Source organism: Brevibacillus brevis NBRC 100599, assembly GCF_000010165.1.
Lineage (GTDB): Bacteria > Bacillota > Bacilli > Brevibacillales > Brevibacillaceae > Brevibacillus > Brevibacillus brevis_D.
In genome coordinates this window covers 4,050,057-4,072,865 of record NC_012491.1, presented here as the reverse complement: position 1 = coordinate 4,072,865, position 22,809 = coordinate 4,050,057, and the positions used below count along the sequence as shown (strand labels likewise).

General features: G+C 47.1%; 26 protein-coding genes and 1 riboswitch. Of the genes, 17 read left to right on the top strand and 9 right to left on the bottom strand.

Translation table 11 applies throughout. The features are described 5' to 3' along the window. Positions 1-12: 12 nt before the first annotated feature. Positions 13-648, bottom strand: a complete 636-nt coding sequence (locus BBR47_RS19485) for a YktB family protein (RefSeq protein ID WP_015892150.1) — start codon at positions 646-648, stop codon at positions 13-15. A 230-nt stretch (positions 649-878) separates the two neighbouring features. Between BBR47_RS19485 and BBR47_RS19480 the strand changes: the two genes are divergently transcribed. The 3 genes from BBR47_RS19480 to BBR47_RS19470 all read left to right on the top strand — a co-directional run bounded on the left by BBR47_RS19480 (position 879) and on the right by BBR47_RS19470 (position 3,155). Continuing rightward, positions 879-1,478 carry a hypothetical protein gene (locus tag BBR47_RS19480; protein WP_041749527.1) on the top strand — a complete coding sequence of 200 codons (600 nt, stop codon included), beginning with the start codon at positions 879-881 and terminating at the stop codon, positions 1,476-1,478. A 227-nt stretch (positions 1,479-1,705) separates the two neighbouring features. Next, positions 1,706-2,212 (top strand): DUF4446 family protein, encoded by a 507-nt coding sequence (locus tag BBR47_RS19475; RefSeq protein ID WP_015892148.1) that lies wholly within the window; start codon positions 1,706-1,708, stop codon positions 2,210-2,212. Between the two features lie 346 nt (positions 2,213-2,558). Next, a complete protein-coding gene (locus BBR47_RS19470; protein WP_015892146.1) occupies positions 2,559-3,155 on the top strand; it encodes a hypothetical protein in 597 nt (198 codons plus the stop codon). 114 nt (positions 3,156-3,269) lie between these two features. On the opposite strand, the gene BBR47_RS19465 is transcribed toward BBR47_RS19470, so the two are convergent. Further along, a complete protein-coding gene (locus tag BBR47_RS19465; RefSeq protein WP_015892145.1) occupies positions 3,270-3,764 on the bottom strand; it encodes a GNAT family N-acetyltransferase in 495 nt (164 codons plus the stop codon). A 320-nt stretch (positions 3,765-4,084) separates the two neighbouring features. Here BBR47_RS19465 and speD point away from each other — a divergent pair, with 320 nt between their 5' ends. Continuing rightward, positions 4,085-4,486, top strand: coding sequence for an adenosylmethionine decarboxylase (gene speD, locus BBR47_RS19460; protein WP_007723244.1), 402 nt, complete (start codon positions 4,085-4,087; stop codon positions 4,484-4,486). Between the two features lie 79 nt (positions 4,487-4,565). On the opposite strand, the gene BBR47_RS19455 is transcribed toward speD, so the two are convergent. After that, on the bottom strand, positions 4,566-5,177 hold the full coding sequence (locus tag BBR47_RS19455; RefSeq protein ID WP_015892144.1) for a YhcN/YlaJ family sporulation lipoprotein: 612 nt from the start codon (positions 5,175-5,177) through the stop codon (positions 4,566-4,568). 139 nt (positions 5,178-5,316) lie between these two features. Here BBR47_RS19455 and typA point away from each other — a divergent pair, with 139 nt between their 5' ends. Then, positions 5,317-7,158: a translational GTPase TypA gene (gene typA / locus BBR47_RS19450; RefSeq protein WP_015892143.1), complete on the top strand. Its 1,842-nt coding sequence runs from the start codon at positions 5,317-5,319 to the stop codon at positions 7,156-7,158. Between the two features lie 68 nt (positions 7,159-7,226). On the opposite strand, the gene BBR47_RS19445 is transcribed toward typA, so the two are convergent. Then, positions 7,227-7,700, bottom strand: a complete 474-nt coding sequence (locus tag BBR47_RS19445; protein WP_015892142.1) for a glutathione peroxidase — start codon at positions 7,698-7,700, stop codon at positions 7,227-7,229. A 231-nt stretch (positions 7,701-7,931) separates the two neighbouring features. On the opposite strand from BBR47_RS19445, the gene BBR47_RS19440 reads away from it, so the two are divergent. From BBR47_RS19440 to BBR47_RS19430, 3 genes are all read left to right on the top strand, one after another. After that, complete coding sequence (locus BBR47_RS19440; protein ID WP_015892141.1) at positions 7,932-8,258, top strand: YlaH-like family protein; 327 nt, start codon at positions 7,932-7,934, stop codon at positions 8,256-8,258. A 10-nt stretch (positions 8,259-8,268) separates the two neighbouring features. Next, the gene (locus tag BBR47_RS19435; protein ID WP_015892140.1) at positions 8,269-8,544 is read left to right on the top strand and encodes a hypothetical protein; all 276 of its coding nucleotides are present in this window, start codon (positions 8,269-8,271) and stop codon (positions 8,542-8,544) included. Positions 8,545-8,734: 190 nt separating this feature from the next. Continuing rightward, entirely contained in the window at positions 8,735-10,117 is a 1,383-nt protein-coding gene (locus BBR47_RS19430) for a hypothetical protein (protein ID WP_041749526.1), read from the top strand. 9 nt (positions 10,118-10,126) lie between these two features. Here BBR47_RS19430 and BBR47_RS19425 read toward each other — a convergent pair whose 3' ends face one another. Next, on the bottom strand, positions 10,127-10,438 hold the full coding sequence (locus BBR47_RS19425) for a DUF5665 domain-containing protein (protein WP_015892138.1): 312 nt from the start codon (positions 10,436-10,438) through the stop codon (positions 10,127-10,129). 168 nt (positions 10,439-10,606) lie between these two features. Here BBR47_RS19425 and BBR47_RS19420 point away from each other — a divergent pair, with 168 nt between their 5' ends. The 3 genes from BBR47_RS19420 to BBR47_RS19410 all read left to right on the top strand — a co-directional run bounded on the left by BBR47_RS19420 (position 10,607) and on the right by BBR47_RS19410 (position 13,701). After that, positions 10,607-11,065, top strand: a complete 459-nt coding sequence (locus BBR47_RS19420; RefSeq protein ID WP_015892137.1) for a pyridoxamine 5'-phosphate oxidase family protein — start codon at positions 10,607-10,609, stop codon at positions 11,063-11,065. 74 nt (positions 11,066-11,139) lie between these two features. Continuing rightward, positions 11,140-11,259, top strand: a riboswitch (SAM riboswitch). A gap of 94 nt (positions 11,260-11,353) precedes the next feature. Next, a complete protein-coding gene (locus BBR47_RS19415; protein ID WP_015892136.1) occupies positions 11,354-12,517 on the top strand; it encodes an aminotransferase class I/II-fold pyridoxal phosphate-dependent enzyme in 1,164 nt (387 codons plus the stop codon). Then, entirely contained in the window at positions 12,514-13,701 is a 1,188-nt protein-coding gene (locus BBR47_RS19410; protein WP_015892135.1) for a trans-sulfuration enzyme family protein, read from the top strand. The genes BBR47_RS19415 and BBR47_RS19410 overlap by 4 nt, the downstream gene beginning before the upstream one ends. Positions 13,702-13,723: 22 nt before the next feature. Here the strand turns inward: BBR47_RS19410 and BBR47_RS19405 are convergent, their stop codons facing one another. Then, a complete protein-coding gene (locus tag BBR47_RS19405) occupies positions 13,724-14,329 on the bottom strand; it encodes a YhcN/YlaJ family sporulation lipoprotein (RefSeq protein WP_015892134.1) in 606 nt (201 codons plus the stop codon). 202 nt (positions 14,330-14,531) lie between these two features. Between BBR47_RS19405 and BBR47_RS19400 the strand changes: the two genes are divergently transcribed. Then, positions 14,532-15,866 (top strand): PhoH family protein, encoded by a 1,335-nt coding sequence (locus tag BBR47_RS19400; RefSeq protein ID WP_015892133.1) that lies wholly within the window; start codon positions 14,532-14,534, stop codon positions 15,864-15,866. A 334-nt stretch (positions 15,867-16,200) separates the two neighbouring features. Here BBR47_RS19400 and BBR47_RS19395 read toward each other — a convergent pair whose 3' ends face one another. Beyond that, on the bottom strand, positions 16,201-16,677 hold the full coding sequence (locus tag BBR47_RS19395) for a DinB family protein (protein ID WP_015892131.1): 477 nt from the start codon (positions 16,675-16,677) through the stop codon (positions 16,201-16,203). 139 nt (positions 16,678-16,816) lie between these two features. Between BBR47_RS19395 and BBR47_RS19390 the strand changes: the two genes are divergently transcribed. Together BBR47_RS19390 and BBR47_RS19385 are read left to right on the top strand one after the other, a co-directional pair. After that, positions 16,817-17,263, top strand: coding sequence for a hypothetical protein (locus BBR47_RS19390; protein WP_015892130.1), 447 nt, complete (start codon positions 16,817-16,819; stop codon positions 17,261-17,263). A gap of 82 nt (positions 17,264-17,345) precedes the next feature. Next, positions 17,346-17,888 carry a hypothetical protein gene (locus BBR47_RS19385; RefSeq protein ID WP_015892129.1) on the top strand — a complete coding sequence of 181 codons (543 nt, stop codon included), beginning with the start codon at positions 17,346-17,348 and terminating at the stop codon, positions 17,886-17,888. Between the two features lie 50 nt (positions 17,889-17,938). On the opposite strand, the gene BBR47_RS19380 is transcribed toward BBR47_RS19385, so the two are convergent. Then, entirely contained in the window at positions 17,939-18,439 is a 501-nt protein-coding gene (locus tag BBR47_RS19380) for a hypothetical protein (RefSeq protein WP_015892128.1), read from the bottom strand. Positions 18,440-18,505: 66 nt separating this feature from the next. On the opposite strand from BBR47_RS19380, the gene BBR47_RS19375 reads away from it, so the two are divergent. Further along, positions 18,506-19,150, top strand: a complete 645-nt coding sequence (locus tag BBR47_RS19375) for an MBL fold metallo-hydrolase (protein WP_015892127.1) — start codon at positions 18,506-18,508, stop codon at positions 19,148-19,150. A 93-nt stretch (positions 19,151-19,243) separates the two neighbouring features. Further along, positions 19,244-20,500: a CapA family protein gene (locus BBR47_RS19370; RefSeq protein ID WP_015892126.1), complete on the top strand. Its 1,257-nt coding sequence runs from the start codon at positions 19,244-19,246 to the stop codon at positions 20,498-20,500. A gap of 13 nt (positions 20,501-20,513) precedes the next feature. Here BBR47_RS19370 and BBR47_RS19365 read toward each other — a convergent pair whose 3' ends face one another. After that, positions 20,514-21,587, bottom strand: a complete 1,074-nt coding sequence (locus tag BBR47_RS19365) for a hypothetical protein (RefSeq protein WP_015892125.1) — start codon at positions 21,585-21,587, stop codon at positions 20,514-20,516. Positions 21,588-21,680: 93 nt separating this feature from the next. Between BBR47_RS19365 and BBR47_RS19360 the strand changes: the two genes are divergently transcribed. Continuing rightward, positions 21,681-22,778, top strand: coding sequence for a class I SAM-dependent methyltransferase (locus tag BBR47_RS19360; RefSeq protein ID WP_041749525.1), 1,098 nt, complete (start codon positions 21,681-21,683; stop codon positions 22,776-22,778). The last annotated feature ends 31 nt before the right edge of the window (positions 22,779-22,809 follow it).

Genomic DNA, 22,809 nt, shown 5'->3' with positions numbered 1-22,809 from the left:
GCAGTAAGCGTTCTATCCACGAGAATTTCCTAATGTATAGAGCTTACTCAACACGCCAAATGTTTCTTCGAGTCGACTCACCAAAGCTTCTCCGTCTGAAAGAATCGGATCATGACGATCAATGGTAATTCCGCAGAGCAACTCCGCTTTTTTTACCTGTGCCAGCCTGTCCACCAGCTTTTTCACGCCAGCCTTGCCCAATTCTTTTTGAGACGTACTTGCTGGTTGCATATGATCCGGGGACCAGTGAAAGTGCTCCGGAACCATCGCAAGAACCTCATCCAGATGCTTGTTAAACGCATGGCTGATGATCTCTTTGGAAGGAGACTCGTAAATTACCGCGTACCAAACGAACAAATGTGTTCCCCACAAGCCGATTTGAAAGTGCGGATGTTTTTTGTAACCGCGTTTATCATTAGCCCAGGCAACCCACGTATCAGCTGGTGGGTTCACCGTGCGGCGTGCATGTTTTGCTATGTGCGTAAACATTTCATCCCCGGTTGCTACGGAGAGAAAAGGCGCAAAGTGTTGGCTGAGTACTTCGAATTTGGGACGGATATTGGTTTTGATCGCGTCCATCCGAGCATCCAGTCCATCAATGGCAAAAACATCAAAATCTTCTTGACGAAAACCTGGAAACGTTGGCATGTAACAAACACCTCTTTTAAGCATCATCAAACCCTACTGGAAAGAAAAGGGCGATCGTCCCCGTCAAGGGAGCTTGGAATCCTCCATATGATATCATACCATCCAGGAAAAAAATACATGCCGAGTTTATGAATAGCAAAACCAAAGCCTGAATAATATGATATACCACTCACTCCCTTACGGCGAAAACGATATCTGAGTATTCTGTCAACGGGAGGGGCCTGTAGAAGATGAATCTCGGCATGGAGTTGGAGTATTTCCATTTGGCAGTTTGGTTTGACCGCAAAACATTGTACGCGATGGTGCAGGCCCTGGTGGAAGCAGGGGTGAGCGTCACGTGGAAAGAATCTCCCGAGCAGTTTCACCTCCTCGTGAACACCACAGATGGCCGATCCGACTGGAAAATGCAGCGTTTAAATGGGTCCTATAAGCTGCACATTGCAGGCATTCCTGTCAATGATTCTCGGGTGGCACTCGTACTGTACCACTTCGTAGAGCGGGCAAAAGGGCATGCCATGATCAAGGTCACTTTTGAGGAGTGCGTCTTGCTGAAGCAAATCCAGTACGGAGAAGTTATCAGAATAGTGGAATTAAAAGGAGCTGAGAAAAAAGTGATCTATGAAAAATTTTGCAATGTAACGATGGATCAGGTAATTGCCGCGATGAAACGACGTGACTCGGAAGAACGCATCCCGGTACTGCGTCTGGAGTTGGATTATGAACTGGCGACGTTGTATGACGCGATGCAAGCCAAAGACCAAAGTCAGATGAAACACTCCACAGAGCGATTAAAACAGCTCCGTCGGGAAATGTTGCTTTTGGAAGCGTAGGCAGACTGGAGGATAGCCAAAGGACGATGAGTTTGACACAAACCAATACGGAATGAAAAAGCGACATCTCAAACAAATGAGGGTGTCGCTTTTTTTGGTGGAAAAGTCGCTCATTTAGTAATTGTTGTTTTTATAAAAGACTTGTTTGAATGGGAGGCCCGACGGTTGTACAATAAAGAAGGTTTTTAACAGCATATTTACGTACGCGCCGGAAAGGAAGAAAAGTTTTGGAAGCATTCCTATCACAAATCCCCACTGTAGCGATCCTGCTTTTAGCCGTCATCGCATTGACACTGATCCTATTATGGATCGTGATTATGCAGTCAGTTCGGACCAGTCGATTGAGGAAATCGATCAACCGGATTATGACAGGGACGGGAGGAGCCAATCTCGAGGAAGGCTTGCATAAACTGCTGGATCAGGTAGAGGAAATGAAAAAGCAGCATAGCGATCAGCAGTTTGCCATCAATCGTCTGTCACAACGAATGGCAGCGCAATGCGGCAAAGTAGCGATTATCCGTTACAATGCCTTCGGGGATGTCGGCAGTGATCTTAGCTTTTCGCTGGCGGTAACAGATGACGCTGGGAACGGCGTCGTGATCACCAGCATTTTTGGACGAGAAGAATCTCGCGTGTACGCCAAGCCGCTTGAGCAGGGTACATCGACCTACCATTTGTCTGAAGAAGAACAGGCAGCAATCAAAAAAGCGATGACCTCAACCGCAGGGATATAAGTCGCTTTGAATTTCAATGAAACAGCAAGCATTTGAGTGAATCAGGGAGTTCTTTTCATTTCCCTGCTTCTGATTGCGGATATTCCGGTTTTTTGCTAAAATTCATCGTCATTTTGCTCAAGACTTTTGAGGGCACCTGAGGTATAATAAAGATGTCAGAAATGGCTTTTTTGCGAAAAACAAAAAGTAGGTGATCCGCCTTCATTACCCAAATCGATTTTCGATGCGGAGGGCAAGGCCAGGTTCTACAGCGTTCTTTTGTTGATACTTAGCGTATCTCCTCTGTTTTGGATAACTGTTCGGTCATACTCGACCCATGCAAACCAAAAGAATTGAGGAGATATTTATGGCACAGCGTTTAGCAACTAATTACGCCAAGGCCTATTTTACGGTGAATGAAGAAGAGCTGAACCAGTTCGTTTCGCTTTTCACCAATGAACACATTTCAGTCCAAGTCAAAGTGTGTGACAATGGCGATCGTGACGTAATCTTGAATGACAAGACCGGCGAAATTCAATTGAGTTTCTGTCGGGTTGGCAGCCGCTACTCATGCGACAGCTCGTATCTGATCCAAGATCGGCAACTGGCAAATGCTATGAGAAAAGCAATGAAAGCGTTCCGAGGCTATGGAATTGTCCACCGGATTTACGACGGCTTCACAATGGTGTATCACTACGATCAAGGATCGGTTGTGAGCATTCAGGAGCTAACCGGAGACGAAGAAGTGTCCATCTTTGAAAATAACTCTCTGCACATGGCCAATGAGCTGGAGGCTTTGTTCCAGCAGGATGGTAGCGAGCAGGAGATTGAGTCCTTACGTCAAGAAACGGACCGATGGCTGGATTTGCGTAATTGGGCAAAGAGAACTGCCCCAGAAAAACTTCCAGCAATTGATGTTCGACTGGTAACGTTATCGCGACGTCTATTTGAATTAGAAGTTTAGTGAAAGAAGGGTGCCCGGGGCGCCCTTTTTTATTTATGTGATCAGGTAGCGAGTAAGAAAAAGCGGGTTTCCTCCTAACAAGAGGTGCCCGCTTTTACTATTTGTCCTTCACATTTAGCGCAATGGTAATGGCTTGCTCATATTGTACCAAATTTCTCCGGCGTGATCTGAGCTGGAAACACCGTTGTTGAGGTATCCATGTCTTTCATAGTAGCCAATCAAATTATCTTTACACGTAAGAGTGATCGTCTCGCGACCGGACACTTTTGCGGATGCTTCCAGATGTGCTAGGAGCATAGAGGCAATGCCGCGATTTTGAAAAGTGGGAGAAACCGCTAAGCCTAAAATCGTTTGATGACCGCCAGATGCCGGATTTTCTTTAATCGTTTGAAAAAGATCATCAGTAATGAAGGGGGATTCGATGACGGGTCCATTGATCAATCCCGCAATGCTCCCATCCGCTTCCGCTACAAAAAAACTGTCAGGAATCAAACGAATACGCTTCTCAAATGCTTCCTGTGTTGCAGCCTCTTCTGGTGAGAAGCAAAGGTGCTCGATAGCGATTAGTGCTGGCAAATCTTCTGGTTTGGCATTACGGATAGTAATCATGTGTTGTGATCCTCTCCATTCAGGTTCCTTTCTAAAAGTTTAGCATATATCATAATAGGTGAAAGCCACTTGTAGCAGGCGTCAGCTCTCCATTCTGTAGAGACAGCCGTCATGCCTATTTGTAATGTTCTTATAGATTATTGAAAAAGGGTATTGTCAAACTAGGCCGATGCATGGTATTGTTGTTTTCGTTGGAAACAGGATTAGGAACCAGGATTCACTTTAAAGGGTGGATAACAACGGAAACCGCCCCCGTTAGTGAATGACGCAGGTCCTAGCGATGTTTAACATTACACTCGTTAGGAAGGGGGAACCGAAAGATGGAATATTCGACTTTCGGAAGACACGTTGCTGTTGACACATGGGGAGTTCAGTTTGATTTGTTGAACGACGCAGAATTTTTGAAAAAGGAAATGATAGAGGCTGCTGAGGCATGCGGTGCTACGGTACTGAGTGTGCAAGCGAAGCAGTTTTCTCCTCAGGGTGCTACCGTACTGGTTCTTCTCTCGGAAAGCCACCTGTCCATTCATACGTATCCTGAGCGCGGCTTTGCTGCTCTGGATTGCTACACGTGTGGGGAAACCGTTGATCCGCAAATCGCCATCGACTACTTGGTATCCGTGCTGAAGCCGGAAAAAACTTACGCGAAGAAATTAGTTCGTGGTTTGGGTGAACTGCAAGTTGTTGAGCCAGAAATGAAACTGGTTGAAGCGGCAAAGTAAGTAACAAATGGAAAAGTTTTCAAGAGGTGCGGACTAAATCCGCACCTCTTTTATATGGAGCTTCGATTCCTATTTGTCATCATGGAGTGACAGTAGGAATTCTGAGACCCATATCGTGGAGCAGAGAACGAAATTCCGTGGATGTATTGGTGATTTGATTGTTCATGTCGGGTCTCACATCAACTTGATTGGTCCGATGCGTCGCTTCTTCATAAATATCTGCATGGATGGCACGAATCCGATCAAATGTGGCTGCGTCGGAGGCTACTTGGATGGAGAAGTGGGGAACACGTGAACGAACGGCTGAGTGGACTTGCTGTTCGATTATGCGCGTTTGCTCAGGGCCAAAATTTTTTCGAACACGAATTCCGATGACAGCATCTGTTCCACTCACGAGAACAGTAGCCCGCTCCACACCAGGTACTTCATCTGCGACCAAGGTGAGCTGTTCAGCCAAATCCTGATTGAAACCATTGACCGTATAGCCTTTGTGATAATTGCGGGCATTGATTCCGCCAGTGTAGGCATGATAATCATGAGCAAGGCTTGTCCTGGCACCCGGGGCTTGCTGATAGGTGGTACTTTGTGTGTGCGCTTGATTTTTTGGATGGCTGCTCGAGCTTGCGCATCCGGTCAACATGGTTGCAATCGTTAGCAAGCCAACCAAATATTTCGGGCCGTACCGATTCATACGTATGCCACCTCCATTTTCCTTAGTATGACGAAAATAAAGTTCCCTACTCTGGAAGTGGCTCCCGTAAAAAACTGCCCATTGTGCCGCGTTTCACTACCTGTTAATATGGAAGGTATGCATAATAGAGGAGGTTCACATGAAGCGTCTTGACATACGCAACATTGCAATTATTGCCCACGTTGACCACGGAAAAACCACGCTGGTTGACAAACTTTTGATCCAATCGGGCACATTCCGCTCGAACCAACAGGTAGAAGAGAGAATGATGGACTCTAACGACCTGGAGCGCGAGCGTGGAATCACGATCCTGGCGAAAACTACTTCTGTCAAATACAATGATTTCACGATTAACATCTTGGATACACCAGGCCATGCTGACTTCGGTGGCGAGGTTGAGCGTATCATGAGCATGGTGGATGGCGTTCTGTTGATCGTCGACGCCTTCGAAGGCTGTATGCCACAAACGCGCTTTGTATTGAAAAAAGCGCTGGAAGCAAAAGTTACCCCTATCGTTGTCGTGAACAAAGTAGACCGCGACAATGCACGTCCTCAAGAAGTTATCAACGAAGTGTACGACCTGTTCATTGATCTGGATGCGACGGAAGACCAACTGGAATTCCCAATCGTATATGCTTCCGGTCTGCAAGGGATTGCAGGACTTGAGCCAGATAAACTGGAAGGCGACCTTCGCCCACTGTTTGACACCATCGTAGAGCATATGCCTGCTCCTGACGCAGACGAATCTGCTCCGCTCCAAATGCAAGTAACCATGCTGGATTACAACGACTTTTTGGGTCGTATCGGGATTGGCCGCATCTATCGCGGAACCATGAACCTGAATGAAATGGTATCTGTCACTACACGCGACGGCGAAGTGAAAAAAGCACGGATTCAAAAGCTGTTCGGTTTCTCCGGATTGCAACGTGTTGAGCAAAAAACAGCAAGAGCAGGAGATATCGTAGCGATTTCTGGTATTGACGATATCAACGTAGGGGAAACGGTTTGCCACGTTGATCATCCAGAGGCATTGCCACTCTTGAAAATTGACGAGCCAACTCTGCAAATGACGTTTCTTGTGAATAACAGCCCGTTTGCTGGTCGCGAAGGTAAGCACGTGACTTCCCGCAAGCTGCGTGATCGTCTGATGTCTGAGCTGGAGACAGATGTATCTCTGCGTGTAGATGAAACAGATTCGCCAGATGCGTATGTGGTTTCTGGACGCGGTGAATTGCACTTGTCCATCTTGGTAGAGAACATGCGTCGTGAAGGCTTTGAGCTGGGTGTGTCCAAGCCTGAGGTTATCATTCGTATGATCGATGGACAAAAAATGGAACCGGCTGAGCTGTTGATCATTGATGTGCCTGAGGAATACACAGGGCCGGTTATGGAGACATTGGGTCAACGTAAAGCCGAGATGGTTAACATGATCAACAACGGCTTCGGACAAGTTCGTCTGGAATTCATTATTCCATCCCGCGGTTTGATCGGATATCGTACAGAGTTCTTGACGATTACACGCGGTTACGGTATTCTCAACCACTCCTTTGACAGCTATCGTCCACTTGTACCAGGAGCGGTAGGAGGACGTCACGCAGGGGTACTTATTTCCCACGAGACAGGAACAGCTACCACGTACGGCTTGATGTCCGTAGAAGATCGCGGAACGATGTTCATTCACCCAGGTACAGAAGTATACGAAGGCATGATCGTGGGCGAGCACAACCGTGACAACGATCTTGTTGTAAACGTATGTAAAGAAAAGCATGCGACCAACGTACGTTCTGCGACCAAGGATGAGACTGTCAAAATGAAGGCTCCTCGCATGTTGTCTTTGGAAGAGGCACTGGAATATCTGAACGACGATGAGCTGTGCGAAGTCACACCTCAATCCGTTCGTCTGCGCAAAAAATATCTGAACAAATCAGATCGTGAGCGCTATGAGAAGCAAAGACGCTATGAAGCACAACCGCAAGCGTAAGATTGATTAGAAAAGAACGCCACTTGATCCTGTTGGGGATGAAGTGGCGTTTTTGTTTGGGCTTGTCCTTACAACAGACTCTCGATATCTGAGCAGATTTCTTCGGGTTGAGTACGAGCACTGATGCGTTTCACGACACGACCGTCTTTATCCACGAGGAATTTGGCGAAGTTCCATTCGATATCTGGATTTTCTTCGCTTGGAGCATGTTCCTTCAAGTACTGATACAACGGGTGGGTACCAGGACCATTGACATCGATCTTCGCAAAAAGCGGGAACGTCACGCCGTAATTGCGATCGCAGAACGTTGCGATTTCTTCTTCTGTTCCAGGCTCTTGCCCAGCGAACTGGTTGCAAGGAAAGCCGAGAACGACGAGACCCTTATCTTGATAACGCTCATACAGCTCCTGTAGCCCTTTGTATTGAGGGGTAAGTCCGCATTGGCTGGCGACGTTCACGATTAGCAGTACGTGGCCTTTGAAGGCGGCCAAAGTCTTTTCTTCACCGGAAATCGTTTTGACGGCAATATCATACAAGCTCATCTTATTCCCACCTTTTTCTACTGACATATCCTCATCATAGCATGTACGGCGAAAATCATGCCAGCCACATGGAAGGGCCTACCGTTTTTTGACACAGAATCCACCACCTGATAAAGTAAGAAAGATAGCGTTTTCCTAAGAAAAAAGGAGTGACTATTCGTTTCATTCCGCCTATGAGGTGGCATGTGAAGCAGTAGGGGTTTCACCGCTTGAAGACAGGAGAGATAAGTGATGGACTGGATACAAATCGCATCAACCTATGTGCCAACGAATCCAGATCAGCTCACAGCATTTGACAGCTTTCGCATGTGGGCTGATAAATATCGCGCTTGGATTTTGTTTGCGGAATTAATTATTGTCTATTATCTTGGCTTTGCTACCCGTATCCGTATGCCTATTTTGAAAAATGTGCTCTTGTACATCCTTTTATTTGTTGGAGCTCTCATTTTCGCTATTTTGGATGTGCAGCTTCCTGTGAAAAGTGCAATGCTGGTGGCGATCGCGATTCTCGTGATTGTAAAGGTACGGATCAAACCGGAGCAAACTGGGCGAAAGTGAGGAGAATCGCGTGAAGCGTGAAGATGCACTTTTTAATTGGCTCCAAATTCAATTGGTTGCCGATGCGCGACCAGAGGACCGCTCTGCTTTGGATACAGCTGCTTTTTTCTTGCAATTGCTACATGAGGATCATCAAATGAGCGATATCGGGTATCGTCAGGAAGGTAGCTGGTATGTGCTATCGGGGAACGCTGATTCACAGTCCGTGGAAGTGCGATACCCTGCTGAATCAGTCGAAGCTTTATTGGTCGCGATTGAAAGTGAGCCCAAGTACAACTGCAACTAACGGGACAAAGACTCCTCTCCACTTGCCGAAATGATTCGGAAGTTGGGGGGAGTTTTTTTGTTTCAAGTGGTTTTCATAGGTAATAAGACGCGGTTTCCTGGATGCTGCAACTTTTGAAAATGATTTCCCGTCAATATGAAAGACCCAAGCAAGCAGGGGGATTTTGGCAGACTAGAAGGGGGAACTACCATTGAAGAAGTACATGACCAAGCCCGTATTAGCAGTTGTGACAGCGGCAGGTATTCTTGGCTGTTTAACGCCAATTTTTGCCAATGCAAGCTCGATTGCTAGTCCAAGTGCCACAAAGGTAGTCATGAATGACGAGGGGAAGCAAGTCACGCGCTACAATTTAAAAGAACTGGCCCAAAATGATCCAACCACGTTGAACATGCTCTTGAAAAATCAAGCGGATCACTTGTACATCATTGTAGATGAAATCAACTTGAATACGAAGCTCCAAACGTATATGGAAGAAAACAAAGCGGAGTGGGAGCGTATCTACAACGAGTACTACAGCGACATCTGGCTGGAAGTGCGCCTGACAGAGAATGCTGAAGAAATCGTGAGCGTAAATGCCAAGACTGAAAATAACAAGGTGTACATAAAGGGGATTGTGACTTCGGATGTCACCAAGGTGGTAGTGAAAAAGCCAAATTCCGACATCATTGAAGTCGTTCCGACCAACGAGCATTCTTTTACGGTCAGCTTTGAAGCTCCGGATGCATCCTATGAGCCGTATGTAACCGTAAGCGCCTATGCAGGCAGCAAGCTGGTCGATAGCGAACAGGTAAAGATCGTTCCAAAAGCAGAAGAAGATCAGGAAATGATCATCCATACCATGTCTGTATTGGATGCGAAGAAAAAGGAATTAAAAGTAAAAGGAATTGTCAAGCAGGGGGCAGACAAAGTAACTGTCACCTATAATGGCGTGAAAAAAGACGCAAACGTGAAGAAGCTGTGGGATGGCGTAGGCAGCTTTACGGTTTCAGTAAAGGATGTACAAGCCGCAAAAGATCAAAAAGCCTTGATCGAGGTTTACGAGGATGGCAAGAAGGTTGATTCCGAATCTGTTCAGGTAGAAATCGTTAACGCTCCTGACAAGGATCAGGCGACCGCATATGTCATCAAGGCGACTGCTGTAAACAATCCTGCCGCCAAGTCCATCCAGGTGAAGGGGACAGTAAGCGGCTGGAACAAAAAGGACGATGCTAAGCTGGTTGTGATCGCTCCTGACGGGAAGAAAAAAGAGATTAAACCGAATGACAAAGGCGAGTTCTCTTTGACGTTGTCTTACAAGAATCATTCCTTTAGTGCCAAATCGATTCAATTCGCATTGTATGAAGACGATAAGCTGATTAAGAAAGCTGACGTTGCACTCAGCACAAAGGTCATTGTCGAGCCTGTGAAGCCAACAGACGGCGATGAAGACGATCATGATGACAAAAAGAAAAAAGAAAAAGGGAAGCAGAAAGATAAGCATCCCAACGGCAATGCGTATGGCTATTGGAAAAAGCACGGTAAGGAATGGAATGAAGATCACGATGATGACGATCATGACGAGGACAGAGACTAGTCTCTATCATTAAGGCCGTTGCTTGTAAGTCTCGACGTACTCCACCAATTGTCTGATGTAATCCCCCAAAATGGGGATCGAAAGAAATTGCGTCAAGAGGGAGCCGAGGAAAGCCAAAACGATAGCAGTACCAATCGTCAATCCCAGACCCCGGGCAAGACCTGCGAGGAAATTGATCCAGAGCAGCTTGCGCGGGGCTGTGTAATTTTGGATCACATCTGCTAGTCGGATATCTTCTAAGAACATCGCAATTTTGTGCATCCGCTCATTTACCTTCCGAACTTCCTGAAGCTCTTCAAGTACTTGGTCAATTTGCTGCATGAGGCGATCTGTAGGCGACAAGCTGTTCAACCCCTTCCATCATTCGGTATTGTTACCTACCAGTCTAGGGAAAAAGACAACCAGAATCAAGGTGGAGAGGAAACGTTTGCCTATCAGCAATACGAAGGGTAAAATGAACGTACTAAACGTTTGATAGGAGGCTTTGAAATGGCTGAAACTGTTTCCCAAACTCTTTCCGAAGATTTATTCAAGCTCTTGCAAAAAGAGCGTTTTGTTACCTTGGGCACAGTAGACCATGAGTCAGGAGCACCATCGCTCAGTTCCTTGTCCTGGACGTTTGCTGTCAGCGCCGATACGATTCGTTTTGCCGTGGATAATCGCTCACGTATTTTGGCTAATATTGCGAAGGAACCGCAGGTTGTCCTGCATTTGATCGGTGCCGGCTCGTCTTTCGCCATTAATGGTCGTGCTGTCGTTAAAACAGACCGCCTGGAAGGTGTTCCGCTCAAGCTGGCCATGGTAGAGATCAAAATTGAGGCTGTTCGTGATATTATGTTTTACGGTTCCCGTATTTCCGCAGAACCACAATATGAAAAGACGTATGACAAAAACGCAGCAGCGAAGCTGGACAATCAAGTGATGACCGCCCTGAAAGATGCAAATTAACGGGTGGAAATAAATTGTTGACAAGAATCCTGCCGATCCATTAGTATTAGGGTCAATCGAATTGAATAGCAATCTTCTTATCCAGAGCGGCGGAGGGACTGGCCCGATGATGCCCGGCAACCAATCACCTGTATTTTAACAGGGAGATAATGGTGCTAATTCCTGCAGAGTTATCAAACTCTGAAAGATGAGAAGGATTTGCTTACGGTGACGTAAACAAAGCCTTCTTTCAGAGGAAAGAGGGCTTTTTTGATGCCCTCGTACACTATTGGAGGGAGAGAAACAGACATGAAATTGGAAACAAAGTTGATTCAGGCGGGAGTAGGCAAAGACGAAAAAACAGGGGCGGTGAGCTTTCCTGTTTACTATGCAACGGCTTATCGTCATCCTGCCTTGGGCCAGAGCACTGGATATGATTATACGCGCACAGCTAATCCTACTCGTACCATTTTGGAGGAGACCATCGCTATAGCGGAATCAGGAGATGCAGGATTCGCTTGCGCCTCGGGAATGGCTGCTGTTCATACCGTCATGGGTTTGTTTTCCCAAGGAGATCATCTGATTGTTTCGCTCGATCTGTACGGGGGAACCTATCGATTGTTCGAGCAAGTGCTCTCTCGTTACGGTCTGACGTTTTCGTACGTGGATTTGCGTGACATTGTTGCACTGAAAAATGCGATTTGCCCAGACACAAAGGCTATTTTCGTCGAGACACCAACCAATCCGCTCATGCAGATTACCGATATTCGAGCAGTAGCACAATTGGCGAAGCAGCACAGTCTCCTGACGATTGTAGACAACACATTCTTAACCCCGTATTGTCAACGCCCACTAGAGCTTGGTGCAGATATCGTCTTACATAGTGCGACCAAGTATTTGGCAGGACACAACGATGTGTTGGCTGGACTCATCGTAACAAAAGGAGAAGAGTTGTCGGAAAAAATCCGGTTTTTGCACAATTCAATCGGTGCTGTACTCGGACCTCAAGATTGCTGGCTTCTCATTCGCGGGATGAAAACATTGGCATTGCGGATGGAGCGCCATCAATCCAATGCCTTGATTGTAGCGGAAAAGCTGCGTGAGCATCCGGCAGTAGCGGAGGTATTTTATCCGGGTCTGCCAGAGCATCCGGGACATGAGATCCAGGTGAATCAAGCGACAGGGCATAGTGGGATGGTTTCGTTCCGCGTACGCGATGTGGAGCAGGTGGGATTGTTCCTGCAAAATCTGCAAATCGTGTCCTTTGCTGAAAGCCTGGGTGGTGTTGAGTCATTGTGTACGTATCCGGCGACGCAGACTCACGCGGATATCCCGCAAGAAGTCAGAGAGCATGTCGGTGTTTGTTATCGATTGTTGCGGCTGTCGGTTGGCATCGAGCATCCAGATGATGTCGTAGCCGATTTGTTTCAGGCCTTGAATGCTAGTTTGGTCGTAGGGGGGAGTGTACGATGAATTTTGCCACCAAGATCCTCCACGGTTCCACTTGCATTGACCCGTTCACAGGTGCGTCGTCGGTTCCGATTTATCAAGCTTCTACGTTTCATCAGGCTGATATCGATCAGCCAGGTGCATTTGATTATGCCAGATCAGGAAATCCGACCAGGCAGGCTTTGGAAGAAGCCATTGCGTCTCTGGAGGGAGGCGCACGCGGTTTCGCGTTCTCATCTGGCATGGCTGCCATTTCCAGCGTGTTCATGCTGTTTTCAGCCGGAGATCATGTTGTAGTGGCGGAAGATGTATACGGTGGCACGTTTCGGTTTTTGACCAAGGTATTGTCGAGAATGGGCATCTCTGTAACGTTCGTGGATGCAACAGAGACAGAAGCCGTTCGTGCGGCCATTACACCGGCAACGAAAGGGGTTTACCTGGAGACCCCCTCCAATCCCACCTTAAAGGTCACAGATATTGCAGCGGTTTCTCGTATCGCGAAAGAGCACGGCTTGCTCGTCATCGTCGATAATACGTTCCTTACCCCGTATTACCAGCGTCCATTGGAACTTGGCGCAGATGTGGTCATTCATAGTGCAACAAAGTTTATCGGAGGGCATAGCGACGTCGTGGCTGGTCTGGCTGTGACCAGAGAAGCTGGGTTAGGGGAGCAGCTCTACTTTATCCAGAATGGCATGGGAGCGATTTTGGGTGTGCAGGACTGCTGGCTCGTGATGCGTGGGCTCAAAACATTGAAAGCCCGACTGGATGTGAGCACGAAGACAGCCGCGGGCTTGGCTGAGTGGTTGTCTTCGCATCCACAAGTAAGTCGCGTTTACTATACGGGACTGGCCGATCACCCCAGTCACCTGATTCAAACACAACAAGCGACCGGTCATGGGGCTGTTCTTTCCTTTGATGTAGGGAGTCGTGAGCGTGCAAAAGCGCTGTTTGATCGCGTAAAATTGCCGATTGTGGCAGTCAGCCTCGGGGCAGTCGAAACGATTCTCTCGTATCCAGCTACGATGTCACATGCAGCGATGCCCGCTGAAGAAAGAGCTGCAAGGGGAATCACAGATGGTTTGATCAGATTGTCTGCTGGTTTAGAGGATTTCGATGACTTGGTGGCAGATTTGAAGCAAGCACTGGATCATTTGCCATCTGAAGCACCAGCCTATAAAGAAAAAGAGGTATTCTCCCGGGCTTAATCCGGGGGATACCTCTTTTTCTTTAAGGTGTTGTTGTACGATTTGCGTTGATTTTGTTTTGTCCTTGTGGCTCTTTGTGCATGCGTTTTTCTTTTACTTGGGAAGGGGTTTCTTCACGAGGCTGCACACTGCGTGGTAGTTGGGGGATGATCCGACCTACCATATCCGCCAACTCTTCGGTGATTCCGGCAACAGGATGGCCACGACGAATATCATCTCTCATTTCCCGTAAACGCTGGACGATGGCAGGGTCTGCCGTAACGACAGCATTCGCTCCTTGAGGGTCTTCTTTCAGAGCTTCCGCAACTGTATACTTAATGACGCCAACTTCTGGGCGATCCAGATTTGGATCCACAGTAATACCGACTACCGCATATTTGCCCAAGACCACAGCCGTGGCGCTGTGCACCCTTTTCACACGTGTTACTAGTTGGGCGAGACGATCAGCGGTGGCTTGGGAAGATTGATTATAAGCAGGCTGAGGAGCTGTTTGCTGAACACGCTGAGTATGAGTGGCATGCTTCGGCTGTTGTGCAGCCTGATTCGTCGGGGTTTTATTGCCTGACGTACATGCTGTAAGCAACAAGCTAAAACCGAGACAGTAGATCATGATCCGTTTCACAGGCATTCTCCCTTTCCCAGTATTGCCTTCCTTCGTTAGGAGAGCAGGGTTACAAGTATTTTGTTCTGGGCTGTCCATTTTCATTCTGCCAATGGGTCGTCTATCTCTGTCTACCTGAACATAGACTGTAGTACATCACGTCGCCGCACTTGAGCATCCCTCCAAAAATTGCATAGGGTATATAAGAAGGGTAATAGGAGGCGAGATTTTGAAGAAAATCTACGTACTGGACACCAACGTACTCCTGCAAGATCCAAGGGCGATGTTTTCTTTCGCTGACAACGAAATCGTCATACCAGCTGTCGTATTGGAAGAAATCGATTCCAAAAAGCGGTACATGGATGAAATTGGCCGCAATGCTCGGTACGTATCTCGGCTCTTTGACAGTTTTCGTGAGCTGGGGCAATTACACACTGGCATTACCCTTGAAACAGGTGGATTGTTTCGAGTGGAACTGAATCATTCCTCTTTCCACCGCCTTCAAAAACAATTCACGGAAATGAGTAATGACAACCGGATTTTAGCGGTTGCACTAAACTTACAAGAGGAGGAAAACGGAAAACCACAGCCAAGACCAGTCATTCTGGTAAGTAAGGATGCGCTCATGAGAGTCAAGGCTGATGCATTGAATATTTCCGCAGAGGATTTTCTTTCGGATCGAGTTGTGGGGGAGTTCTCCAGTATTTACCCGGGGTATCAGAAGATGATGGTAGCGTCCGATATCATCAAGAACTACTACGCAACAAAAAAACTGCAGCTGGCCTCCTGTTTTCCGCGCTATCGCTTTTACCCTCATCAATTTTTAGTGCTGAAGGACGAGTGCAACCCATCCATTTCAGCGATTGGAAAGGTCGACCCAGACGGAAAGATGTTAGAAATGCTTGTATCAGATGATGATCCGATTTGGGGCATCCGAGCCCGTAACGTGCAGCAACGGATGGCAACCGAATTGCTGCTACGAGATGATATTCCTTTAGTAACCATGACCGGTAAGGCCGGTACAGGAAAAACCTTGCTGGCATTAGCAGCGGGCCTGCTGCAAATCGAAGACCAGCAAAAATACAAAAAACTGTTAGTGGCAAGACCTATCGTTCCACTTGGAAAAGACATCGGTTATTTGCCCGGCGAAAAAGAAGAAAAGCTTCGACCGTGGATGCAACCGATTTATGATAATTTGGAATATTTATTTAACACGAAGCGCCCAGGTGATCTGGATAAAATTTTGGCAGGCATGGGGAGTTTGCAGGTGGAAGCTTTGACGTATATTCGGGGGCGCTCCATCCCTGAACAATTTATTATCATTGATGAAGCACAGAATTTGACAAAGCATGAAGTAAAGACGATCCTGACGAGGGTGGGGGACGGCTCGAAAATTGTGCTAATGGGTGATCCTGAGCAGATCGATCATCCGTATCTGGATGAGAGCAACAACGGTTTAACCTACGTGGTAGAGGTATTTAAAGACCAAAAGCTGGCTGGACATATCCAGTTGGAAAAAGGCGAACGGAGTGTGCTTGCACAGCTGGCCGCAGATTTATTGTAAAGAGGATGTATGAAAAACGACGAGGAGGTCATACTATATTTGTCGAGCCCGATGATTCATGTGAATAAACGGCGAAATGCCTTGCAGGAGGCGAAGATCCGTGGATAATCATGATCAAGCAATCGACGAAAGTCGTATGGAAATACACCGATTCCTTTAGCTACTTTTCTCTACGATGGAGGTTGAAGAGCCAAAGAGAATAACCGGTAGAACCCCATAAGCAATTCGGGCTCGACAAGGACCGCTCCTCATTGGAGCGGTTTTCATTTTTGGAGCATTTGGCAGGCAAAAAGAAAAACGCGGATAAACAACCCCGCGTTTTTGTCCGATTTCCTTATTTAGCAGCTGCGATTGCTTTTCGCAATGACGAAATACATCCGATGTGCATTCCTTCATGGAAAAGAGTGAAGACCATCATTTCCCCATAAGTATGCATCGTGCCTTTGTCTCCTAGTTCAAACGGCTTTGGCAATGGATCATTCAAGCGGGAATGCAATTCTTCTTTGATACGTACATGTTGTTCCTTTAGCTCGGCAGCCAAGGCTTCGAGGGAAGGACCTTCTTTTTCCCAATCAGCGGGTTTGGTTCCTGGAGCGAACATGGCAGCGTAATGCGGAGGACATTTCATTCCTTCTGGTCCGAAGAGCAAGAAATCTTGTGTCAGAAGAATATGACCAATATTCCAGCGAATGTTGTTTTTAAAGCCAACTGGAACCACATCTGCTTCTTCCTCGGTTATTTCCGTCAATCTCGCCAAAAACATTCCGCGAATCAAGTCGAACTGATTCCATACAAATGAAAAGTCCTGCATTGCAATCCCTGCCCTTCCTTATATTTACATGCACTTCACATCTTACCGCATAAACATCAAAGGGGAAATATACAAACTGCAAAAAAATTTGCAAGTTGTCCCTCCAATCCCATACATATGTAAAAAGGAGGGAAGCATGATGGTTACGTTGGATTCATCGATTTCTTTCTTGATTTATATAACAGCAGTGTCCAGCGCGGCAGCAGGGGTTACAGAAGCTTTTAAATCAGTCATTCCCTTTTTGGCGACGGATTATGAGGCGAAAGAAAATTGCTGGGAGGATCAGTATCACGCCGCTCGATTGATGCACTACAAGCGATTTTTCAATTTGGTCATTTCCGTATTGGCTGCTGGTGTCATTTTTGGCATGCTAGGTCTGGACCCAGCCCTTATTTTAACGGGGGCGGAATCAGCTTATGTAAAAAATTCGTGGCAGTTAGGAACATGGATGTGGGGGATTGTTGCAGTGTTTGGCTCTCCTTTTTTTGCATCACTCCTGAAAATACTAGAGAGCTTCAAACAATCGGTAGACAACAATCTGCCTCCTAATCGACCGCGCCGCAAAGTCAGCGGAACACGAGAATAAGCTCGTCTCTCCATAGTTGCCCGATGCTTGCTGGATACGCTAAGATAACCAAAAGAGCGGTAGCAAAGGTGGGCACAGGTGGATGATAGGGAAATGCTTGCGAATGACTGTGATTTGGGTGTTGACAGTAGTTGTCTTGGTGGCATGTTCGGCCCAGTCGGAACCAACTGCTACATTTGACCCCGAAAATCAAAAGGAATACGGAGTAAACGGAATTTATCTCGGGCAGAACGTAAAAGAAGCAATGGATATTTTAAAGCCGACAAAAGCTGATTTTATGGATATGGTGACAAGGCAAAGCTACACGGTAGAGCAGATGGCGCAGGGTGCGGGAGATGCAGTGATGGGGATGCTGCTGGTTGATCAGACCCAGATGATGATCAAAGTTCACAAAGGTGAATTGACATCGATTATGCTGGGAGGAGTTCCTCGTGAGGACGCGCAAAAATTCAAAACATATCGAGGACTCGCTATGTTTGACAGTGCTCGGCAGCTAGAGAAGCTGTACGGCAAAGGAAGAGGCGAGCAAGAAGTGGTGTACGAAGGCAGCAAATACACCGCCGATTTTGGTCTTGTGAATAATCAAGTGGCATGGTTCCGGTTTGATCGTAAATCGTCGTCATAAGGAAAAGGGAGTTCGCTTATCAGGCGCTCCCTTTTTTACATGGAAAGGATTTATTTAGTCGGATGGAGCCAAACGAGCTTCACTTGATAAGCCTTCGCGATTCCCTCTGCCAGTGGAATCAAGTTTTGATCGATCAGGTAGGCTTCGGGTTGGTCTGTATTTTCGGGTATCACGCCTAGAACATGCTCGCGGAGTTGTTCTATGGCAGCCCACTGATCCTCTGATTGGGATGGAGCCATCAGCGTTACGATGGCAACTTGATCTGCATATACATACAAATGTTCATTTTGGGAGACAAAACCGATATCATCGAGTGGCTCGATTGTGGTTGCTGACGGCAGAAGCAATAGAGAAAAGGCATCGCCTAACATGTTGGACTTCTCCAAAATGGTTTCCAGCTTCTCCTGTTCGGCTTGATTCTCGACAATAAAAAGCAGTTTGTCCCGATCAAAGACATTGACATGATCTCCGATTTTATGTATGACTTGAGCATAGAAGCCAGGGAGCTTCCCAGCTGGTACATTCAGTTCAATTCCGTACATATGGCGCATGTCATACCCCCATGTTTGCAAACGTGTTTTTTCTATCGTATCAAAAAATCAAGGAGGTTTCCTGTGATGAATCAAAATCTTGCCATTGAATCCTATGCGTTGGGAGCATTTCAAACCAATGCATATGTGGTGACAAACACCGCTACCAACCAAACCATTGTGATTGACCCGGGCATGGAGCCAGATCAGTTGCTCCGCGCCCTCGCAAATAAAAACGTCGTCGCCATTCTTTTGACGCATGCCCACTTGGATCATATTGGTGGACTCAACCAAGTAAGAGAATTAACAAAAGCACCCGTTTACATTCATCCACTGGAGCAGGAATGGCTCACAAACCCTGATCTCAACGGATCGCGACGCTGGAATCTGCCGGAGCTCATCATATGTGAGCGGGCCGAGCACGAACTGGAGGATGGTCAGACTCTGGAACTGGCAGGTTTTCATATTCAGGTGCTGCATACGCCAGGTCATTCACCAGGCAGTTGTTCATTCGTAATTGGCCAACACTGCTTCGGTGGGGACGTTCTGTTTAACCAGAGCATCGGGCGTACAGATCTCTTCGGAGGAGATTTTGAGACTCTGATGATCAGTATCCAGGACAAACTGTTTGAGCTCGATGATGAAACGATTGTTTATCCAGGGCATGGACCGAAGACGACAATCGACTACGAGAAAACGTACAATCCGTTTGTCACAGGCATGCTTCGTTAGTCATTTCATCATTCTTTATAAGTCTGGGAGAGGATTTTGTCAGGTGGTGGAGAAAAGGAAGGGGGTCACCATTTACCAAAGGAGCTATTCATTATGAAGCGAACATGGAAATGGGCACTCCTTCTCGTTATCGCCTGCACGAGTCTGGTTGGGTGTGCGGCACCCGTCGCCCAAGCAGATAAGACGAGCCAAGCTCCCAACGTGAAAGTGCCTGATCCCGAAACACCACCGCAGACAGCAACCAATCAACAGGAGACACAACCTCCGACTTTGCCATCAAGATTTCCGGAACAGCGTATCTCCCTTCTCGCTGTTGGGGATATCATGATGCATCAGGAGCAGTTGGATGCCGTCTGGGACCCAGCGACGAAAAGCTATGATTTTAAACGTTTCTTCCCGAATGTCATCCCGATGTTCCGGGAGGCAGACTGGGTCATCGGCAATCTTGAGACAACGATGAGCGGCAGCGAGGCCAAATACTCAGGCTATCCGATGTTTAATTCTCCTGAGTCGCTTGCGCATACGTTGAAGGAAATTGGATTTACTGCGGTAACGACAGCGAATAACCATTCGATGGACCGCAAAGAACGAGGGGTTCTGCAAACCATCAAATATCTCGATGAAGCCGGTCTACCGCACACGGGAACGTTTGCAAATCCCGAGGATCGAGATGAACCCTTGTTGTTGAGCAAGGACGGATTCACACTAGCCTTGCTGTCGTATACGTACGGAACGAATGGAATCGCGATTCCAGAGGGTAAGCCGTATCTGATCAATCTGATTTCACCTGAGCTGATGAAGAAAGACATCGCACGGGCAAGAGAAAAAGGAGCCGATCTGGTTGCAGTGGCGCTTCATTTCGGAAATGAGTATCAACGGATGCCCAGTCCTGAACAAATCAAGACTGCCGAGCAAGCTCTGACATTTGGAGCGGATATCATACTGGGCGCGCATCCACATGTGGTACAACCTTACGAATGGAAGACGGTTACCCTCGAAGATGGACGTCAACACAAAGGGCTAATCACCTACTCGTTAGGCAATTTCATCTCCGCGCAGCGATGGGACTACAAGGATGTTGGGGCAATTCTGAAGCTTGTGCTGTACAAGAATGAGTCAGGAGAGGCCAGCATCGAAAGTGCTGAAATGATTCCGACCTACGTTCATTTTTATCGGAAAAATAACAAGCGCAACTATGTCATTTACCCAGTGTCAGAAACATTGGAGAAGCTAAAGCAAGGGCAAAAATACCCGACGCTGACGAAAGAAGCGATCCAGTACATGACACAATTGCAGCACGAAATGCCAGCTCATATCAATAAGGTTGTCTCCCAGAAAAAAGCCAGCTAACGAATAGCTGGCTTTACTTCTTTCCAAATCCAAATGGGAGATTAAATTGTAGCTGGAGCTTTAATTCTTCGTCCATCAGCGTGATGCCCTGCACTTGGATATTGGGGGAGATCAGCTCCGGATAAAATCCGAGATCGTACGCTTTCTCCATTTCTTCCACGGTTGAAGGAGGCAAGGCAAAGCCGTCAAAGTACAGCTCGGTAATGTGGAATTTGAGATGGGTGGGAGAGACGAGCTCATAGTTACCAACGAGCTTGAGCTCCATCTGATCATACGTGCCTTCCACGGTCAGCTTGTTATCCTCAAAGGAGAAATGGGATTGTTTAAACAAGGCGTCTTTCTCTATCAAAAAATTGTTGAAGTCAGTCTGGTTGATGGTTAGCGTATGCTTGAGGAGACCTTCCGACGAAATTCGATCCGGTGTCGCCAACTCGGGAACTTGAACCATGACCTGCGCGAGCATTCCAAAGAAGGTCTGGAAAGCGGGCAAACCACGTTTTTCCCAGTCTAAAATCAAGTGATTCATCATGGATTCCACAACTGTCGGGTCATCCAGTTTTTGTACATTCTTTTCTTTTTCAGCGGCAATAGCGAGCATCTCTGACAATTGAAGCTCGTATTTTTTTCGCAGTGCTTGAAGTTGTTCCAATCGATTCTTTTTGTCAGTTTGCATCGCGGTGAGCTTCGTGCGCTCAGTATGATAGGTTTCTAGTCGAGACATGTCACGCTCGTACAAGATCTCGTAGAAATCGTACATCAATAAGAACTGATTGAAATTTTCCGCATTTAATAGTAACGTCAGAAGATTAGTACGCTCGCCCATGTAATAGGCCCGCGCTACTTCACCGGCACGACGTTGTGTCGCTTCCATCACCAGCTTTTGCCGTTGCAAGTCGAGATCCATTTGAGCGATTTCCCCGTATGTCCGCGTCTCTTCTTCCTTAAGTAAGGTGAGGGTTCGCTCCAGCTCTTTTTGTGTAAAATGCTGCTGCAGGATGAGCTCTTCCAAAGAGGTAGCGGGCTCTTCCTGGGCGAACACCGTCAATGGACATACAAGCAGGAATAAGACGAGTAGAATTTTGCGCATGATTTCACCTTTTGCTTTTGCCTTTCCATATTGTATGCTTCTTTTCGTATTATAGCCTTATCTAGTTGAATTTGGATAGCAGGAGAAGAGCTGATGACGATGATCGAACTGATTCGCGAGGAAATAGAAAGCCAACCAGGAAAAGCCATTACGTTCGCGCGCTTTATGGAGTTGGCCCTCTACCATGACACGCATGGATATTATATGGTCGAACAACCCAAAGTAGGAAAAGCGGGAGATTTTTATACGAGTGCATCGGTGCATCCCGTCTTTGCGGAAACAATCGCAGATGCTGTCTTGGCATTATGGGAGGAGGCGGATATCACTTCGCCTGTTCTTGTGGAGATTGGTGGTGGAACCGGGGCTGTCTGCCGTCACATGCTGGAGCGCATCCGTGCGTGCAAGCCAGAGATATACAAAGAATTGACGGTCATTTTGATAGAGGCGAGTCCGTATCACCGGAAAATGCAGCAGGAGGCGCTCCAGTGGCACGAGGGTCCGAAGCGTTGGTATTCTTCCGTGAATGAAGCTGCCAAACAAGAAAAAATAGAAGGGGTTATTTTCTCGAATGAATGGCTGGACGCATTTCCGGTACATATTGTGGAAAAAAACAAATCCGGCTGGCAGGAAGTGTGGGTGCGTGTTGGCGAGGACGGGTTGGAAGAGTGTCTGGGGGAGATGACACCAGCGCTAGGAGAATATTTGCGTGGGCTGAACTTGAAGCTGCCAATCGGCATGCGGATCGAGATAAATTTGGCGATGGAGCAAGCGGCACAAGATGTTTCTTGCCTATTGAAAAAAGGATTCGTCATCACGATTGATTACGGTGACCTGCAAGAGGAGCTCTACCATCCCAGTCGAAAAAACGGAACACTGATGTGCTATCATCGCCATCAGGCTCATACGAATCCGTATCTCAACATAGGTGAACAAGACTTGACGACACATGTGAATTTTTCTGCGTGGAAAGAGTATGGAGAAAAGGCTGGTTTACAGGAAATAGGCTATATGAGGCAGGATCGGTTTTTAATGCGGAATGGCTTGCTTCATAAAGCGGTCGCGCATATGGACAGAGACCCTTTCACGAGCGTTGCGATGAAACGGAATCGGGCTATTCAGCAGTTGATCGATCCTGCTGGCTTGGGTGGGCGTTTTTGGGTTATGGTCCAAGGAAAAGGCATTCGGGAGTAAAAGAAAAAGTGAACACAAAAAAAGATGCTCA

Excerpts from the sequence above, each read along its gene's own strand:
- BBR47_RS19480 (WP_041749527.1), top strand. The coding sequence starts at position 879 with ATGAATCTCGGCATGGAGTTGGAGTATTTCCATTTGGCAGTTTGGTTT.
- BBR47_RS19440 (WP_015892141.1), top strand. The coding sequence starts at position 7,932 with ATGGACTGGATACAAATCGCATCAACCTATGTGCCAACGAATCCAGAT.
- BBR47_RS19380 (WP_015892128.1), bottom strand. The coding sequence starts at position 18,439 with ATGCGCCATATGTACGGAATTGAACTGAATGTACCAGCTGGGAAGCTC.
- BBR47_RS19465 (WP_015892145.1), bottom strand. The coding sequence starts at position 3,764 with ATGATTACTATCCGTAATGCCAAACCAGAAGATTTGCCAGCACTAATC.
- BBR47_RS19470 (WP_015892146.1), top strand. The coding sequence starts at position 2,559 with ATGGCACAGCGTTTAGCAACTAATTACGCCAAGGCCTATTTTACGGTG.
- BBR47_RS19390 (WP_015892130.1), top strand. The coding sequence starts at position 16,817 with ATGGTTACGTTGGATTCATCGATTTCTTTCTTGATTTATATAACAGCA.
- BBR47_RS19410 (WP_015892135.1), top strand. The coding sequence starts at position 12,514 with ATGAATTTTGCCACCAAGATCCTCCACGGTTCCACTTGCATTGACCCG.
- BBR47_RS19375 (WP_015892127.1), top strand. The coding sequence starts at position 18,506 with ATGAATCAAAATCTTGCCATTGAATCCTATGCGTTGGGAGCATTTCAA.
- BBR47_RS19445 (WP_015892142.1), bottom strand. The coding sequence starts at position 7,700 with ATGAGCTTGTATGATATTGCCGTCAAAACGATTTCCGGTGAAGAAAAG.
- speD (WP_007723244.1), top strand. The coding sequence starts at position 4,085 with ATGGAATATTCGACTTTCGGAAGACACGTTGCTGTTGACACATGGGGA.
- BBR47_RS19455 (WP_015892144.1), bottom strand. The coding sequence starts at position 5,177 with ATGAATCGGTACGGCCCGAAATATTTGGTTGGCTTGCTAACGATTGCA.
- typA (WP_015892143.1), top strand. The coding sequence starts at position 5,317 with ATGAAGCGTCTTGACATACGCAACATTGCAATTATTGCCCACGTTGAC.
- BBR47_RS19365 (WP_015892125.1), bottom strand. The coding sequence starts at position 21,587 with ATGCGCAAAATTCTACTCGTCTTATTCCTGCTTGTATGTCCATTGACG.
- BBR47_RS19370 (WP_015892126.1), top strand. The coding sequence starts at position 19,244 with ATGAAGCGAACATGGAAATGGGCACTCCTTCTCGTTATCGCCTGCACG.
- BBR47_RS19385 (WP_015892129.1), top strand. The coding sequence starts at position 17,346 with ATGATAGGGAAATGCTTGCGAATGACTGTGATTTGGGTGTTGACAGTA.
- BBR47_RS19425 (WP_015892138.1), bottom strand. The coding sequence starts at position 10,438 with ATGCAGCAAATTGACCAAGTACTTGAAGAGCTTCAGGAAGTTCGGAAG.
- BBR47_RS19420 (WP_015892137.1), top strand. The coding sequence starts at position 10,607 with ATGGCTGAAACTGTTTCCCAAACTCTTTCCGAAGATTTATTCAAGCTC.
- BBR47_RS19360 (WP_041749525.1), top strand. The coding sequence starts at position 21,681 with ATGACGATGATCGAACTGATTCGCGAGGAAATAGAAAGCCAACCAGGA.
- BBR47_RS19405 (WP_015892134.1), bottom strand. The coding sequence starts at position 14,329 with ATGCCTGTGAAACGGATCATGATCTACTGTCTCGGTTTTAGCTTGTTG.
- BBR47_RS19485 (WP_015892150.1), bottom strand. The coding sequence starts at position 648 with ATGCCAACGTTTCCAGGTTTTCGTCAAGAAGATTTTGATGTTTTTGCC.
- BBR47_RS19415 (WP_015892136.1), top strand. The coding sequence starts at position 11,354 with ATGAAATTGGAAACAAAGTTGATTCAGGCGGGAGTAGGCAAAGACGAA.
- BBR47_RS19395 (WP_015892131.1), bottom strand. The coding sequence starts at position 16,677 with ATGCAGGACTTTTCATTTGTATGGAATCAGTTCGACTTGATTCGCGGA.